The sequence below is a fragment of the Microbacterium sp. NPDC090281 genome, assembly GCF_044769635.1.
Taxonomy (GTDB): Bacteria; Actinomycetota; Actinomycetes; order Actinomycetales; family Microbacteriaceae; genus Microbacterium.
The window spans coordinates 1,185,793-1,199,415 of record NZ_JBIVYH010000001.1 but is presented as its reverse complement, the minus strand read 5'-3'; the positions used below and the strand labels follow the sequence as shown (position 1 = coordinate 1,199,415).

The 13,623-nt window shown below is 69.6% G+C and carries 16 protein-coding genes; 4 read left to right on the top strand and 12 right to left on the bottom strand.

Annotated elements, in window-relative coordinates; translation table 11 throughout:
- Positions 1 to 291 precede the first annotated feature (291 nt).
- The 3 genes from ACIQTX_RS05695 to ACIQTX_RS05685 form a co-directional block, all read right to left on the bottom strand.
- A complete protein-coding gene (locus tag ACIQTX_RS05695; RefSeq protein WP_402970006.1) occupies positions 292 to 687 on the bottom strand; it encodes a type II toxin-antitoxin system VapC family toxin in 396 nt (131 codons plus the stop codon).
- Positions 684 to 941: a type II toxin-antitoxin system Phd/YefM family antitoxin gene (locus tag ACIQTX_RS05690; RefSeq protein ID WP_402970003.1), complete on the bottom strand. Its 258-nt coding sequence runs from the start codon at positions 939 to 941 to the stop codon at positions 684 to 686. The genes ACIQTX_RS05695 and ACIQTX_RS05690 overlap by 4 nt, the downstream gene beginning before the upstream one ends.
- Before the next feature lie 297 nt (positions 942 to 1,238).
- The gene (locus tag ACIQTX_RS05685) at positions 1,239 to 2,285 is read right to left on the bottom strand and encodes an NAD(P)H-dependent flavin oxidoreductase (protein ID WP_402970000.1); all 1,047 of its coding nucleotides are present in this window, start codon (positions 2,283 to 2,285) and stop codon (positions 1,239 to 1,241) included.
- Between the two features lie 97 nt (positions 2,286 to 2,382).
- On the opposite strand from ACIQTX_RS05685, the gene ACIQTX_RS05680 reads away from it, so the two are divergent.
- On the top strand, positions 2,383 to 2,655 hold the full coding sequence (locus ACIQTX_RS05680; protein ID WP_402969997.1) for a DUF6412 domain-containing protein: 273 nt from the start codon (positions 2,383 to 2,385) through the stop codon (positions 2,653 to 2,655).
- A 66-nt stretch (positions 2,656 to 2,721) separates the two neighbouring features.
- A complete protein-coding gene (locus tag ACIQTX_RS05675) occupies positions 2,722 to 3,492 on the top strand; it encodes a YidC/Oxa1 family membrane protein insertase (protein WP_402969994.1) in 771 nt (256 codons plus the stop codon).
- Here the strand turns inward: ACIQTX_RS05675 and ACIQTX_RS05670 are convergent.
- From ACIQTX_RS05670 to ACIQTX_RS05660, 3 genes are all read right to left on the bottom strand, one after another.
- A complete protein-coding gene (locus ACIQTX_RS05670; protein ID WP_105526346.1) occupies positions 3,473 to 4,390 on the bottom strand; it encodes a DMT family transporter in 918 nt (305 codons plus the stop codon). The two genes, ACIQTX_RS05675 and ACIQTX_RS05670, sit on opposite strands and share 20 nt — an antisense overlap.
- Before the next feature lie 51 nt (positions 4,391 to 4,441).
- Positions 4,442 to 5,326 carry an SDR family oxidoreductase gene (locus ACIQTX_RS05665; protein ID WP_402969990.1) on the bottom strand — a complete coding sequence of 295 codons (885 nt, stop codon included), beginning with the start codon at positions 5,324 to 5,326 and terminating at the stop codon, positions 4,442 to 4,444.
- Between the two features lie 222 nt (positions 5,327 to 5,548).
- Positions 5,549 to 5,896: an ATP-dependent DNA ligase gene (locus ACIQTX_RS05660; protein ID WP_105526307.1), complete on the bottom strand. Its 348-nt coding sequence runs from the start codon at positions 5,894 to 5,896 to the stop codon at positions 5,549 to 5,551.
- Between the two features lie 193 nt (positions 5,897 to 6,089).
- On the opposite strand from ACIQTX_RS05660, the gene ACIQTX_RS05655 reads away from it, so the two are divergent.
- Positions 6,090 to 6,569, top strand: coding sequence for an FHA domain-containing protein (locus ACIQTX_RS05655; RefSeq protein WP_402969987.1), 480 nt, complete (start codon positions 6,090 to 6,092; stop codon positions 6,567 to 6,569).
- Entirely contained in the window at positions 6,566 to 6,979 is a 414-nt protein-coding gene (locus ACIQTX_RS05650; protein WP_402969984.1) for a CBS domain-containing protein, read from the top strand. Before ACIQTX_RS05655 ends, ACIQTX_RS05650 begins: the two co-directional genes overlap by 4 nt.
- Positions 6,980 to 6,998: 19 nt before the next feature.
- Here the strand turns inward: ACIQTX_RS05650 and ACIQTX_RS05645 are convergent, their stop codons facing one another.
- The 6 genes from ACIQTX_RS05645 to ACIQTX_RS05620 all read right to left on the bottom strand — a co-directional run bounded on the left by ACIQTX_RS05645 (position 6,999) and on the right by ACIQTX_RS05620 (position 13,562).
- Positions 6,999 to 8,087, bottom strand: a complete 1,089-nt coding sequence (locus ACIQTX_RS05645) for an alcohol dehydrogenase catalytic domain-containing protein (protein ID WP_105526310.1) — start codon at positions 8,085 to 8,087, stop codon at positions 6,999 to 7,001.
- Between the two features lie 11 nt (positions 8,088 to 8,098).
- The gene (locus ACIQTX_RS05640) at positions 8,099 to 8,806 is read right to left on the bottom strand and encodes a phosphonatase-like hydrolase (RefSeq protein ID WP_402969981.1); all 708 of its coding nucleotides are present in this window, start codon (positions 8,804 to 8,806) and stop codon (positions 8,099 to 8,101) included.
- Positions 8,803 to 9,942, bottom strand: coding sequence for a TIGR03364 family FAD-dependent oxidoreductase (locus ACIQTX_RS05635; RefSeq protein WP_402969978.1), 1,140 nt, complete (start codon positions 9,940 to 9,942; stop codon positions 8,803 to 8,805). The genes ACIQTX_RS05640 and ACIQTX_RS05635 overlap by 4 nt, the downstream gene beginning before the upstream one ends.
- Positions 9,939 to 11,696: a phosphonate ABC transporter, permease protein PhnE gene (gene phnE, locus ACIQTX_RS05630; RefSeq protein ID WP_402969975.1), complete on the bottom strand. Its 1,758-nt coding sequence runs from the start codon at positions 11,694 to 11,696 to the stop codon at positions 9,939 to 9,941. Before phnE ends, ACIQTX_RS05635 begins: the two co-directional genes overlap by 4 nt.
- Positions 11,693 to 12,523, bottom strand: coding sequence for a phosphonate ABC transporter ATP-binding protein (phnC, locus tag ACIQTX_RS05625; protein WP_387178389.1), 831 nt, complete (start codon positions 12,521 to 12,523; stop codon positions 11,693 to 11,695). The genes phnE and phnC overlap by 4 nt, the downstream gene beginning before the upstream one ends.
- A 109-nt stretch (positions 12,524 to 12,632) precedes the next feature.
- Positions 12,633 to 13,562 (bottom strand): phosphate/phosphite/phosphonate ABC transporter substrate-binding protein, encoded by a 930-nt coding sequence (locus ACIQTX_RS05620; RefSeq protein WP_105526315.1) that lies wholly within the window; start codon positions 13,560 to 13,562, stop codon positions 12,633 to 12,635.
- Between the last annotated feature and the right edge of the window lie 61 nt (positions 13,563 to 13,623).

Below are 13,623 nucleotides of genomic sequence, written 5' to 3'. Positions count from 1 at the left end.
CCAGTCCGCACCCTCCGCTCCAGTCCGCACCCTCCGCTCCAGTCCGCACCCTCCGCTCCAGTCCGCACCCTCCGCTCCAGTCCGCACCCTCCGCTCCAGTCCGCACCCTCCGCTCCGGTCGCAGTTCCTGTCGCCTCGAGGCCGTCAGGTGCGGCAGGAAGTGCGACCGGAACGCAGCCGTGCGACCGGAATGCAGCGGGGACGCAGCCGCGCGACAGGAAGTGCGACCGGAACGCAGCCACAAGACCGGAACGCAGCCGTGCGACCGGAATGCAGCGGGGACGTACCGGGTCAGGCGCGGTTGCTGAGGATGTCGACCGCGAGCCCGTGGGAAGCAGCGGCGAGGCGTCTGTCATTCGTCCACAGCTCGGTGCAGCCGGCGATCTGAGCTGCAGCGAGGTGCACGGCGTCAGGCGTTTTCAACCCGAAGTCGGCGCGCAGCTCGGCCGAGCGGACGAAGACCGCAGCATCCAGGTCCACCTCCTCGAGCCGTTCGAACATCGCGAGATAGCGGTCTCGCAGCTCGGGATTGCGTTCGCGCAGCGGGCCGACCAGACATTCGTGAAGAGCAAGCGGACTCAAAGCCACCGCTACGTCGACCTCTCGGAGAGCGTCTCGGACTGCGATACCCCGGGGCCCCTCGTCTTCGATCGCGTAGATCAGGATGCAGGAATCCAGATAGATCATTCCCAGGAGTCCCGGCTTTCGGCGATCTGGGCATCGAGTTCGGCGGCGGAGCGAGAGAGGCGCCGGGGCAGCGGGTCCTGCTCGATCCACTCCACGAGGAGCCGTCCGCTGCGCACCAGGTCTACCGGATCGATCGGCACGAGCTTCGCCACCGGCTTCCCGCGCTTGGTGATGACGACATCTTCGCCCGCCTGCGAGTCCGCGATCAGCCGCGACAGACTGTTGCGCGCCTCGAGAACGTTGTGACTGCTCATCTGGCCATGTTAGCCATCTAGCTGGCTAGGAACAAGAGACCGGAACGCCCACACCCGCTCCGCTCCCCCCGCTGCCACGCCCCGCTCCCATCCGCACCCTCCGCTCCGGCCCGCACCCTCCGCTCCGGCCCGCACCCTCCGCTCCGGTCGCAGTTCCTGTCGCCCCGAGGCCGTCAGCGCGGCAGGAAGTGCGACCGGAACGCAGCCCTACAGCAGGAAGTGCGACCGGAACGCAGCCGCGCGACGCGAAGTGCGACCGGAACACAGCCGTGCGACCGGAACGAAGCCGAGCCAGCGTCAGGGAGCTGCCGGAACCCCCTCCGCCAGCTCCGCGAACACCTCGGCGGCGGTGTCGAACTTCACGAGCGGGGCGGCCTGACCCATCCACAGCGACTGCAGCTCGCCGAGGTTCTGCTCACCGGCCGCGGTACGGAAGCGTCCGGTGAGCCAGTTCTGCATCGGGAACTGAGCGATCGTGCCGCTCGCCTCGATCGCCCGCATCGCACGGTTGCGCGCACCACGGGCCAACCGTCCGCTCATCGCGCGCGTGAGCACGGTCTCGTCGGCGGCGGTCGAGCGGATGGCGTCGCGGTGCGCCTGGTTCGTCGCCGACTCCGAGGTCGCGAGGAACGCCGTCCCGACCTGCACGCCTGCAGCGCCCAGTGCGAATGCCGCGGCCACACCCCGCCGGTCGGCGATACCTCCGGCCGCGATCACGGGCACGCCGACCGCATCCACGACCTGTGGGACCAGGGCGAACGTCCCGACGAGCGACTCCTCGGCAGGGCGGAGGAACGACACCCGGTGCCCCGCGGCCTCGGCTCCGGTGGCGACGATGGCATCCACACCTGCTCCGTCGAGCGCCACAGCCTCGGCCACGGTGGTCGCCGTGCCGACGATCCGGATGCCACGACGGTGAGCCTCGTCGACCACGGCGGCAGACGGCACCCCGAACACCACGCTGAGCACAGCGGGCTCGATCTCCCAGATCGCCTCCAACTGCTCATCGAGCGACGGGATGTACCGCTCCGGGCGGGCGGGCACGTCGACGCCGACCGCCTCGTAGAACGGCTGCAAGGCCTGCGCGAAGATCATGTGCTGCGGGTTCGGCTCGACCTCGTCGCCCGTGGGGAGCCAGATGTTCACCGCGTACGGGCGATCGGTCAGGGTGCGAAGCTCCGCGCCGATCGCACGGATGCGGTCGCCGTCGTAGCCGTAGAGCCCGAACGAGCCCAGCCCGCCCGCGTCGTTGACCGCGGCGGTGAGGGTGGTCGAGGAGAGCCCGCCGAACGGGCCGAGGATGATCGGATGCTCGATCCCGAGCAGGGCGCGAAGGTCACTCATACTTCGACGTTACGCCCGCCGCGTACCTCCGGGGCCGACCGTGACCGACCGACTCGCAGACCCCGGTGATACCCTCGCTACAGACGGGAGCGCGCACATGAGCGAGTGGTTCGGGCAGATGCTGAGCTTCGTCGCGACCGCGGTCGGACTCGTCTCGATGCCTGATGCGGCGGCCCTCGGCCTCGCGATCGCGCTGCTCGCCGTGACAGCCCTCACGCTCGCCATCGTGCTGAGCGTGCGCCCCGGAGCCACCGCAGACGCCCCGCATCCAATGCGGGCCATCGATGTCGGCACCCTTCTCACGCAGAGCGATCCTGATGCCGCCGGCCATCCGCGTCCGCGAGCGCCGGGAGTCGCGACCGCCGCGTAGTCCGTTCACACGACGGGATCACGCGGCCTTCGCCGACCCTTCCCGATGCCACGAACGGACACTTCCATGGACCCCTTTGCCTTCCCCCCACTCGCCGCCCTCCTCGATGCCGCCTACGGCGCCCTGACCGGGCTCTCCGACCTCCTCACCCCCATCGCCGGCGCCTCGGCCGCCGCCCTCGCCGTCGTGCTCGTCACCCTGCTGGTGCGGGCGCTGCTCATCCCCGTCGGCATCTCGCAGGCCAAGGCCGAACAGACCAGGGCACGCCTCGCCCCCAGACTGCGTGAGCTGCAACGACGCCACAAGAAGAACCCCGAGCGCCTGCAGAAGGAGACGATGGCGCTGTACAAGGCCGAGAACACCTCGCCGTTCGCCGGGATGCTTCCGGTGCTGGCGCAGGCCCCGGTCGTCGGCATCCTCTACACACTGTTCCTCCGACCCGAGATCGCCGGGCACCCGAACGAGCTGCTCGCGCACGACCTGTTCGGCGCCCCGCTGGGCACGAGCCTGGTCTCGGCGCTGTTCGGGGGCACGGCCACCCCGGCGACGTTCCTCGTCTTCGGAGTGCTGCTGGCCGTGATGATCGCGGTCGCCGAGGTCACCCGCCGGGTGTTCCGCCCGACGCCGGTCGATGCCGACGACTCTCCGATGAACTCCCCCGCCATGCTGCGCGTGGTCTCGGCGATGCACTACCTGACAGCGGTGTTCGCGGCGTTCGTGCCGCTCGCCGCGGCGCTGTACCTCACGGTCACAGTCGTGTGGACGCTCGTGCAGCGCGTCATTCTGCGTCGGCGGTTCCCGCTGCCGGCCCCGGTGGTCAGTCGGGCAGCGGTATAGGGGCGGTGAAGGGTCCGGAGTGGCCGCCGTCTCGGCGGTCCCTCCGCACCCCGAGCGTGGTCCCGACGCTCGCGGCGATCACGAGTGCGATGGCCAGCAGCCGCAGCGGCGTCGCATCCTGTCCGAGGATCAGCCATCCGGCGAGGGTCGCGAACGCGGGCTCGAGGCTCAGCAGCACACCGAACACGCGCTGCGGCAGGCGGCGCAGCGCCGCGAGCTCGAAGCTGTACGGGATCACCGACGACAGCACCGCGGTGATGGCCGCGAGGAGCAGCAGCTGCGGGTCCATGGCGACCGTCGAGGCTGCCGGGATGCCGACCGGGATGAGCAGTACCGCGGCGACGAGGAGACCCATCGCCAGACCGCTGCTGCCGGGGATGAGCGCGCCCACGCGTGCGCTCATCCGGATGTACATGACCCAGAAGCCGGCCGCGATCAGGATGAACACGACTCCGAGCGGGTCGAGCGGCTCGGCGCCGATCAGGCCGTCGATGCCCAACACGACCATGCCGAGGAGGGCGACGCCGACCCACGCGAAGTCCCCGAGCCGGCGGGTGAGCACTGCGGCGAGCACGAGCGGACCGAGGAACTCGATCGCGACGGCCGGCCCCAGCGGGATGCGGTCGATCGCGGCGTAGAAGAAGCCGTTCATGGCAGCCAGTGAGACGCCGAAGAGCACCGCGGCGAGCCACTGCGGGCGGGTCCACTTCCGCGGCTTCGGCCGCACGATGACGACCAGGAGGATCGCGGCGATCGCGACGCGCAGCGATGTCACGCCCCAGGGCCCGAGCACCGGGAACAACTGGGCTGCGACCGCGGCGCCGAACGGCAGTGAGAGGCAGGAGCCGATGACGAGCGCGACCCCCACGAGGGGACTGGACGCGGCGGGCTTCTGCACCACACAAGCTTAGGCGGCGGCACCCTTCCGGCGCCGCCGCCCGCGCTCGGATCAGAGGGCCTTGCCGCCCGTGACAGCGATGACCGATCCGGAGGTGTACGACGATTCGGTCGACGCCAGATACACGTACGCGCCCGCGAGTTCCGCCGGCTGTCCCGCGCGTCCGAGCGGAGTGTCGGCGCCGAACGTCGCCAGGCGTTCCGCGTCCCACCCCGTCGCGGGGATCAAGGGCGTCCAGATCGGACCGGGGGCGACGGCGTTGACGCGGATTCCCCGAGGCCCTGCCTCTTCGGCGAGCGCCTTCACGAACGCCACCTGAGCAGCCTTCGTCATGGCGTAGTCGATCAGCCCGGGCGAGGGGTTGTAGGCCTGGATGGATGCCGTCACGATGATGCTCGCTCCGGGTTCGAGGTCGGGATAGGCGGCTCGGGCGGAGAACAGCAGGCCCGCCAGGTTCGTGTCGAACACCCGGCGCATCCGGTCGGTCTCCAGGTTCTCGAAGCCGTCGATGTCGTGCTGGTACCCGGCGTTGAGGACCAGCACGTCGAGTCCGCCCAGTTCGCTCCGCGTGCCCGCCACGATCTCGGTCGCGAACGCCTCGTCCCGCAGATCGCCGGCGAAGCCCACACCCGTGCGGCCGGTCTCGCGGACCAGGGCGAGCGTGTCCTCTGCATCATCTTGTTCTTCGGGCAGGTGCGCGATCGCGACATCGGCGCCCTCGCGCGCGAAGGCGATCGCGACGGCTCGACCGATCCCGGAATCGCCGCCCGTGATGAGCGCACGACGCCCTTCCAGGCGACCGTGGCCGATGTAGGTCCGTTCGCCGTGGTCCGGTTCGGGTCGGGTCTCGTCCGTCAGCCCCGGCTGATCCTGGTGCTGTGCGGGGAAGCCCTCTTCGCGATGCGCGTGCCGGGGGTCGGTGGTGTCGTCGGTCATACCGGTCCTCCTGATCTCGTCGAACGTGTCGTCCTGAGAACCACACTCTCCGATGCCCTCACCTTCCGGCAGGGGGTTGACAGGCCGGGCCGTCGGGCGGGTGCCGTCGTCACCCACACGCAACGTCGTCCACCCACACGCAAGACGAGACCCACCGGCGGATGCGCGTCCGCAGGTGGGTCTCTCGATGATGTCGATGGGGCTCGATGTGAGCCCGGTACGTCATAGCGGCGGGGTGACGGGGACCTCTCCGACGCCGGGCTCGTCGCCGGCCTCGGCGGGCTCGGGAACGAGGTAGAGACCGCTCGGAGCGTTCGCCGTGAACGCGAGCGCCTCGATCCAGGCCCGGTTGATGGAGGGCTGGCGACTGCCGAAATACTTGAAGACGAGGGAGCTGCCGGGCTGGATCCACACGGTGGTGCGTCCGCCACCCACGCTCGCGTCTTCACGCCAGCTGAACGGGAAGGGCTCTCCGCGTCGCAGCTTCGCGGTGATGACGAGCTGCAGATGGGTGAGGGCGCGGTCCTCGATCTCGGTCTTCACGCCGCCTTCGTAGACGAACTTTCCCATTGGTGGTGCTCCTTGGTCGCTGCCTGGCCGAGACGACGGCTTCGGTCCATTCTCGCGCACTCCGCCGACGGAAACCGCCTCTCACCGTGCGGGGGTGCCCGTTGGCGAATCGACGTGCCGAAGTCAACCCCCTCGGCGAGAGATCGACCGGAGCCTAGCCTCGATTCCACTCGAACGCGAGAAGGGCAGTGCCATGAACGACAGACACATCGATGACCGTCCCGACGAGGGCTACACGCCGACGACGACGCACGCCCAATGGGGCGCAGGCAACCCCCGATTGCGCATCTCCAGAGACGACGAACGCACCGAGTTCGCCCTTGTCGACGACGTGGTGCGGATCGGTTCGGCCGACGGCAACGAGCTGCGGCTCGCCGACACCGACCCGGTGCACGCCACGATCACGCATGACGACCGCGACGAGTATGTGCTGACGCTGCACGGCGAAGGCGAGACGAACGCGAGCCTCGGAGTGGATGCGACCCACGCAGACGAGAACTCCGAGACGCTCCGCACGGGCGCGCACTTCACCGCCGGGCCGTGGGCTCTGGTGTTCGCCCGCGACGAGTTCGCCGACCACGGACGACCTTTTGGAGGCCGCGCCGGCGGCGAGTACTCCGACCAGCCGTTGCAGCCTCCTCGGCCGGACTATGACGAGGGAGAAGAACGATGACCACCACCCGCGACCTCATGACGCCGAGTCCGCGCTGCATCGGGGTGAACGACTCGCTGCGCATCGCCGCTTCCGTCATGGCGGATCTGGATGTCGGCGCCCTGCCGATCTGCGGCGAGGACAGCAGGCTGAAGGGCATGCTCACCGACCGTGACATCGTCGTCGGCGCGATCGCCCTCGGGATGGACCCGGAGACGACACCGGCACAGGCGCTGGCCAAGGGGAAGCCCGTCACGGTGGATGCGGACGACGACATCCGCGTCGCGCTCGACCGGATGCAGGAGAACCAGGTGCGGCGCCTGCCCGTGATCGCCGACCGTCGACTGGTCGGCATCGTCAGCCAGGCCGACATCGCCCGCTCGCTGTCGGCGGAGACGACCGGGAAGACCGTGGAGAGCATCTCGCAATGACCCGCGATGCCGCAGGTGGTCACTGCCCGGGAACGAGTCCGATCCGCAGCGGTGCGCCGGGAGCCGCTGCCTCGACGAGCGCCGCATCGATCTCGAAGAGTCCACGCACCGCGCCGACCGCGTCCGCGAACGGGTAGGCGCGTCCGCGTCCCGCCAGGAACGCGACGGCCTCGGCCAATTCCGCCCCGGTGTAGTTGTGGATGCCGGCTATCGTGACCAGGCGTCGCACGATGCTCTCGGCATCGAACGGCACCGGGTCGGCCGGGAACACGCTTCCGACGAGGACGACCGTACCTCCGACGGTGACGCCTGAGAGCGCATCGCTCACCGCATGCCCCGACGCCTCGATCACCACGTCGGGCTCGCGGTCGAGGCTCGTCGCACCGAATCGCGCTGCGAGAGCCCGCCGATCCGGATTGGGGTCGAGCACCTCCACCGTCGCTCCCTGCTCGGCGGCGATGGCTGCAGCGGACAGCCCGACGAGCCCAGCCCCGTGGATCCGCACGGCCGCCCCGTCGAGGTCGCGGTCCTTCGCGGCCCTGGCCACCGCGGCCCAGGCTGTCGCCGTCGCGCACGATGCAGGGGCGAGAACTGCGGCAGGGAGCGCCTCGGGCACGCGCACGATGGCCGTTCCCTCGCGCAGCTGCACGTGGCTCGCGAACGCTCCGGTGAGGTCGCCATGCGCCCCGACCCGGTCGTGCCCGTACTTCCCCAGGTCGCGGCACTTCTGCGGCATCCCCTGCAGGCAGCGGTCGCAGCTCGCGCACGACACCGTGACCGACCAGACCACCCGGTCGCCGATGCGCAACGGGGTGCCGTCGACCGTGTGCGCCCCGGTGTCGCCGGTCGCGATGACCCGTCCGACGCTCTCGTGGCCGAGCACCAGGGGCGTCGGAGCGGAGCGGCGGCCCTGCACCGTATGCACGTCGGAGCCGCAGATGGTCGACATCTCGACGGCCACGAGCACGTCGCCGTCGGCGAGCGCGACCCCCGGCACGGCGATCGTCTCGTGTGCGTGCCCTTCGCCGACCCAGACCATCGCGGTCGCCGCCGGGCGCAGCGCGACGTCCCTCCGATGACCGGGCGGACGGATCAGCAACGTTCCCATGTCGAGATCTCTCAGGAGGTGGTGATGAGCGGGAGCAGTTCGCGCTGGACGAGTGCGCCGCGCAAAGCTGTGACATCGCTCAGCACGGCATCCGCCCCTGCGGCGCTCAGCGCCGGACGATCGTGCGCGCCGGTCAGCACACCCGCGACGAAGCCGGCACCGGCCCGACGCCCCGACTCGACATCGCTCACCGTGTCTCCAGCCACCGCGACCGCCTGCACCGAGGAGGTCTGCGTGCGCAGCATCGCCGCGAGAACGAGGTCGGGTGCGGGGCGTCCGCGACCGGCGTCGACAGGCGACAGCGCGAGGTCGATCAGGTCCTGCCAGCCGAGGCCGTCGATCAGGGCGTCACGGGTGACCGGGGCGAAGCCGGTGGTGAGCACGACCTTCAGCCCGGAATCCTTCAGCCCCTGGATCGTGTCGGCGGCACCGGGGATCTCGGAGACACCCTGCTCCGCGACGATCTCGGCGTAGGCACCCTCGAAGGCGGCCGTGGCGCGCTGGGCTGCGGGAACGTCTCCGCCGGAGAGGTGCGTGAAGACATCGATCTTCGACTGCCCCATGGTCACGCGCACGTGGTCGAGCGCCTCGTCCCACGGCATCCGATCCGCGACGCCGGTGCGCTCAGCGGCGCGCTGGAATGCCTGCTCGACGACGCCGTCGTCGAGCACTGTGGTTCCCGCCATGTCGAGGACGACGAGTTCGAGAGGAGTGGTCATGATGTTCCTTCCATTGCTGCCGCCCACCCGAAGGCGGCGGCGAGATTCTCTTCGGCAAGGCCCAGGCCCGTGGTCATCCCGATGCCGGTCGTCGCGGCGAGCACCAGGACGCCGTCGTCGCCCCGGTCGATCAGGAACTCCTGCTGCCCCTTGGCGTACACGCCCTGCCAGCGCTCGATCACTCGGGGCGCCGGTGCATCGAACAGCGCCTCCGCCTCGGTGAGGAACGCGGTGAACGCAGCTTCGGGCTGGAACGGCACAGGGGCGACAGCGGTGGAGTGCGAGTCGCCGATGATGAGCGTCCCGTCGGGGAGTTGCGTGTACATCTGGTTGAGGTCGATAGCGGCGAGGTCGGGGCGCTCGGCGTGCAGGCGTTCCCGCAGCGCGCTGGCCTCCGCCCCATCGGAGAATCGTCCGTAGCGCACGAGCGACCAGCCGGTGAGCAGCGGTGCGGCGAGCGGATGCCGGAACGACACGGCCGCCCGCATCATGTCGAGCGCGCAGCGGACGATCCCGTGCCGTTCGGCGACCTCGGGCAGAAGCTGGTCGATGTCGTGATTCACCGCGACGACCACGTTCTGGCCGCTGATGGGACCGCGGGTGGTCTCCACCTGGCCCGCTCCGACCGCGGTCACGGCGGTACGGAATCGGAAGTCGACACCCATCCCCGCCAAGTACCGCACGATCGCGGCGGCGGCCGTGCGCGGATCGGTCTGCAGGTCGCTCTCGATGTGCGCGCCGCCCACGAGGCCCTCGGCGCGCAACGGCGCGAGGCGCAGGAGTTCGGTGGCCTCCAGCATCCGGATTCCACCATCGCGGGACGCGGCTTCCAGCACAGCCATCTCGTCGTCGTGCCTGGCGGCGACCAGCGTTCCCGATTCGCGCAGCCAGAAGCCCGCGTCCTGGGAGAGGCGCAGCCACAGTTCGCGAGAGATGTCGGCGTAGCGACGGGCTTCTCCACCCTGGGCACCGATGCAGAGGTGCCCGAAGTTGCGGATCGTGGCGCCGACCGGCGAGTCGGTGCGGTCGACGACGATCACGCGCAGCCCGCGCCGGACCGCAGCATATGCCGCGCCGAGGCCGACGATCCCTGAGCCGACGACGACCACGTCTGCCGTGTCGTGAGCGCGATTCATCGGAACACCTTCCGCATCCACATGGCGAGCCCTTCGACCACGAGCACGGTGGCGAGGATCATCAGCACGATCGCCGTCACGGTCTCGTAGCGCGAGCCCTGGCTGGCGTTGAGCAGGTAGTACCCGACACCGCCGCCACCGACGATGCCGAGGATCGTCGCGGCGCGGATGTTCGTGTCGAGCATGTAGAAGCTGTGGCCGATGAGGGCCTGCATGCCCTGCGGCACGGTGGCCGAGGTGTAGGTCTGCAGACGAGTCGCGCCCACCGCGCGCAGTGCGCGCTCCGGTCCGCGGTCCACCTCTTCGAACGAGTCGGCGATGAGCTTTCCGAGCAGTCCGATCCCGCCGATCGCGAGGGCGATGACACCGGCCTGCGCACCGAGACCCGTGATGACCACGAGCACGATCGCGAGGATCAGCTCCGGGATGCCACGGATGCCGACGAGCAGGAGCCGTGCGGTCCCTCGTGCACCCGAGCTCGGAGCGACGTTGCGGGCCGCGAGCGAGCCGAGCAGCAGCGACGGGAGCAGGGTGAGCACGGTGGCGGCGAGAGCGATCGCGACGGTCTCGCGCATCGCCTGGAACATGGCGCTCGCGTCGTAGTTGCCGAACGAGGGCGGCCAGAACTTCGCCGCGACCTCGGGCAGCTTCGCCCAGAAGGTGATGAGGTCCATCCAGTTGATCTGGCTGACCACGATGCTGCCGACCACCACGAGCACGGCGATGACGCCGGCGATGGTGTGACGCACGCGCTGCGCAGTCCAGGGGCGGCGCACGGCCGTCTGCGGGTTCGCTGCCCAGGCGGGGCGACCGACGGGCGCTGCGGCGGCGTTCGCTCCGAGGCGCGGATGCAGAATCCTGTCGATCCACGAGCGCGTGTGCTTCTGTTCGCCCAGCATCGCGCCGCGGACCATGCTGGAGACGATCTCCATCGCGACGCAGAGGATGAAGATCACCAGTGCGATGCCGAGGCCCTTGCCGTAGTTGAGCGACTTGAATGCGTACGACATCTCGAGGCCGAGGCCGGCGACGCCGACGTAGCCGAGCACCACGCTGCCGCGCAGGTTGATGTCGTTGCGGTGCAGCACGGTGGCCACCCAGCTCGGCAGCACCTGCGGCAGGATGCCGGATGCGAACTCCTGCATCTTCGAGCCGCCGGCGGCGCGGATGGCGAGGCGGGGACCTTCGTCGATCTGCTCGATCGCGTCGGCGAACATCTTCGAGATCATGCCGATCGAGTGGATGCCGATGGCCAGGATGCCCGGAAGCGTGCCGAGCGAGAACATCAGCACGAACGCCATCGCGAGGACCACGTCGGGAAGGGCCCGGGTGAGTACTCCGATGAACCGTGCGGCGGCTCGCCATCCGTTCCCCGGAGTGGTGTTGGAGGCTGCGAGGTAGGCGATCGGCACCGACAGCATGGCGGCGAGCAGCGTGCCGACGAGCACGAGTCCCACGGTGAGGGCGATCAGCCAGGCGAGGTCGCCGGGGGCCGGGAAGGTGAGGCCGCCCACGCGGGCCATGAAGTTCTCGGCATTGCCCCAGCTCTGCACCATCGCCGGGATCGAGATGTCGACGTCACGCACGGCGAGGATGCCGAGCACCACGAGGGCGACGAGCGTGAGCGATGCCGCGATCCGCTCGGGCGAGATCGGGCGCTTCGGAGCGCGCTCGGCGACCGTGCGCCCGCCGCCCTGGGGCACCGGGCCACCGCCGCGGGTCGCGGAATCCGTCGCGGAATCCAGGGCCGTCATGATGCGGCCACCTGCGCAGCCGCCTCCACGAGCTCTTCGGCCACGGCGCGGATCTCGGCGGTCGTCGTGGCGACGCGGCCGTAGATCTCCATGACCTCGGCCTTGGTGAGGTCGCCGGTCGGGGTGTCCAGCACCACTTCGCCGTGGCGCAGGCCGACGATGCGGTCGGCCCACGAGATCGCGAGGTCGACCTGGTGCAGGCTGCACACGACGGTGAGGCCCTCGTCGGCGGCGATCTCCCGGATCAGCGCCATGACCTGTTCGCTCGACTCGGGGTCGAGCGAGGCGACCGGCTCATCGGCGAGGAGGATCGCGGGCTTCTGCATGAGAGCACGGGCGATGGCCACACGCTGCTGCTGTCCACCCGAGAGGGTGTCGCTGCGCTGATAGGCGCGATCGAGCAGGCCGACGCGGTCGAGGTGCTCGAGGGCGGTGAGCTTCGATGCCCGCGAATAGCCCCAGAGCCCGAGACGCGGTCCGCGCACTCCGGACAGCGAACCGGTGAGCACGTTCTCGAGCACGGTGAGGGAGGGGACGAGCTCGAACTGCTGGAAGATGAATCCCACGCGGCTGCGCAGGTCGCGCAGGGCCCTGCCCTTCAGCGACGGGACCTGCGAGCCGAGCACCTCGACGGAGCCTGCGGTGGGGATCTCGAGGCCGTCGAGGTGACGCAGCAGGGTCGACTTCCCGGAGCCTGAGAGGCCGAGGAGCACGACGATCTCGCCGCGGGAGACCTCGAGCGAGGCGTTCTTCAGCGCGGTGGTCGTCCCGAAGGTCTTCGTCACGCCGTCGAGGCGGATGAGGGCGTCGGATGCCGAGGCGGTCATGTCGTAGCTCCTGTGGTGTCGTGGGTCTTGCGGTGGTGCCCTCCGTCTCGCCCGCCTGACGCGGACGAGACGGAGGGCGCCGGGTGAGGCGAAGGGATCAGGCCGGGACTCAGGCCTGGCACTGCTCCGCTTCGGTCTCCTTGCAGATGTCGCGGATCAGGTCGTAGTACGCGTCGTCGACCGGCTTCGTGGCGTAGAACACGCTGCGGAAGGCGTCGGTGTCGGCGCCGTCGATGCCCGCGGCGATGATGTCGTCGATCGTGATCTCGGAGAGGCCGTCGATGAGCTTCTTCGAGACGTCGTCAGGGAGCGTCGACGAGTAGACCAGCGGCGCGCCGGGGACCATCGTCTCGTCGATGACCTTCACCTTGTCCGACTTCTCGACCTCGGAGTCCTCGGCGAAGCCCGCCTCGCACTCGACGCCCTCGCCGACCTTGGTGACGCTCACGTCGTGCTTGCCCGCGAAGACCGGCGTGATGTCGGTCTTGGGGTCGATGCCGGCCTTGAGCAGGTTGTACGACGGGAACAGGTAGCCCGAGGTCGAGGACGGGTCGACGAAGCAGACCTTCTTGCCCTTGAAGTCCTCGAGGCTCTTGATGTCGCTGCCCGCGGGGACGATCGCCTGCGAGAAGTAGCCGGGCTCCTGGCCCTCTTCCGTCACGATCGAGGAGATCGGGGTGAGCTTGGCGCCGTTGTTGGTGGCAGTGACGTAGGTGAAGCCGGAGAACGACGCGACGTCGACCTTGCCGGCGACGGCCGCTTCGATCAGGGCCGCGTAGTCGGTCGACTCGTGGTACTCGACCGTCTTGCCCGTGATCTCGGCGATGTAGTCCATGAGCGGCTGGTAGTTGGTCTCGGTGTCGACCGAGTCGGGAACGACGCCGAAGACGAGGGTGTTCTCGTCGACCGCGAACCCGCTCGCCGAAGACGAGTCGTCGGCCGCGGGGGTGCCCGCGGCGTCTGCCGAACCGGAACAGGCAGCGAGGCCGAGTGCGAGGAGCGCGACGCCGGCGAGGGCGGGGAGAGCGCGAAGCTTCATGAGGACCTTTCAGGGTGTGAGGGGTGATCCACGGAAGACTCTCGCAGGTGACGAGTCGAGA

Excerpts from the sequence above, each read along its gene's own strand:
- ACIQTX_RS05695 (WP_402970006.1), bottom strand. The coding sequence starts at position 687 with ATGATCTATCTGGATTCCTGCATCCTGATCTACGCGATCGAAGACGAG.
- ACIQTX_RS05690 (WP_402970003.1), bottom strand. The coding sequence starts at position 941 with ATGAGCAGTCACAACGTTCTCGAGGCGCGCAACAGTCTGTCGCGGCTG.
- ACIQTX_RS05685 (WP_402970000.1), bottom strand. The coding sequence starts at position 2,285 with ATGAGTGACCTTCGCGCCCTGCTCGGGATCGAGCATCCGATCATCCTC.
- ACIQTX_RS05680 (WP_402969997.1), top strand. The coding sequence starts at position 2,383 with ATGAGCGAGTGGTTCGGGCAGATGCTGAGCTTCGTCGCGACCGCGGTC.
- ACIQTX_RS05675 (WP_402969994.1), top strand. The coding sequence starts at position 2,722 with ATGGACCCCTTTGCCTTCCCCCCACTCGCCGCCCTCCTCGATGCCGCC.
- ACIQTX_RS05665 (WP_402969990.1), bottom strand. The coding sequence starts at position 5,326 with ATGACCGACGACACCACCGACCCCCGGCACGCGCATCGCGAAGAGGGC.
- ACIQTX_RS05660 (WP_105526307.1), bottom strand. The coding sequence starts at position 5,896 with ATGGGAAAGTTCGTCTACGAAGGCGGCGTGAAGACCGAGATCGAGGAC.
- ACIQTX_RS05655 (WP_402969987.1), top strand. The coding sequence starts at position 6,090 with ATGAACGACAGACACATCGATGACCGTCCCGACGAGGGCTACACGCCG.
- ACIQTX_RS05650 (WP_402969984.1), top strand. The coding sequence starts at position 6,566 with ATGACCACCACCCGCGACCTCATGACGCCGAGTCCGCGCTGCATCGGG.
- ACIQTX_RS05645 (WP_105526310.1), bottom strand. The coding sequence starts at position 8,087 with ATGGGAACGTTGCTGATCCGTCCGCCCGGTCATCGGAGGGACGTCGCG.
- ACIQTX_RS05640 (WP_402969981.1), bottom strand. The coding sequence starts at position 8,806 with ATGACCACTCCTCTCGAACTCGTCGTCCTCGACATGGCGGGAACCACA.
- ACIQTX_RS05635 (WP_402969978.1), bottom strand. The coding sequence starts at position 9,942 with ATGAATCGCGCTCACGACACGGCAGACGTGGTCGTCGTCGGCTCAGGG.
- phnE (WP_402969975.1), bottom strand. The coding sequence starts at position 11,696 with ATGACGGCCCTGGATTCCGCGACGGATTCCGCGACCCGCGGCGGTGGC.
- phnC (WP_387178389.1), bottom strand. The coding sequence starts at position 12,523 with ATGACCGCCTCGGCATCCGACGCCCTCATCCGCCTCGACGGCGTGACG.
- ACIQTX_RS05620 (WP_105526315.1), bottom strand. The coding sequence starts at position 13,562 with ATGAAGCTTCGCGCTCTCCCCGCCCTCGCCGGCGTCGCGCTCCTCGCA.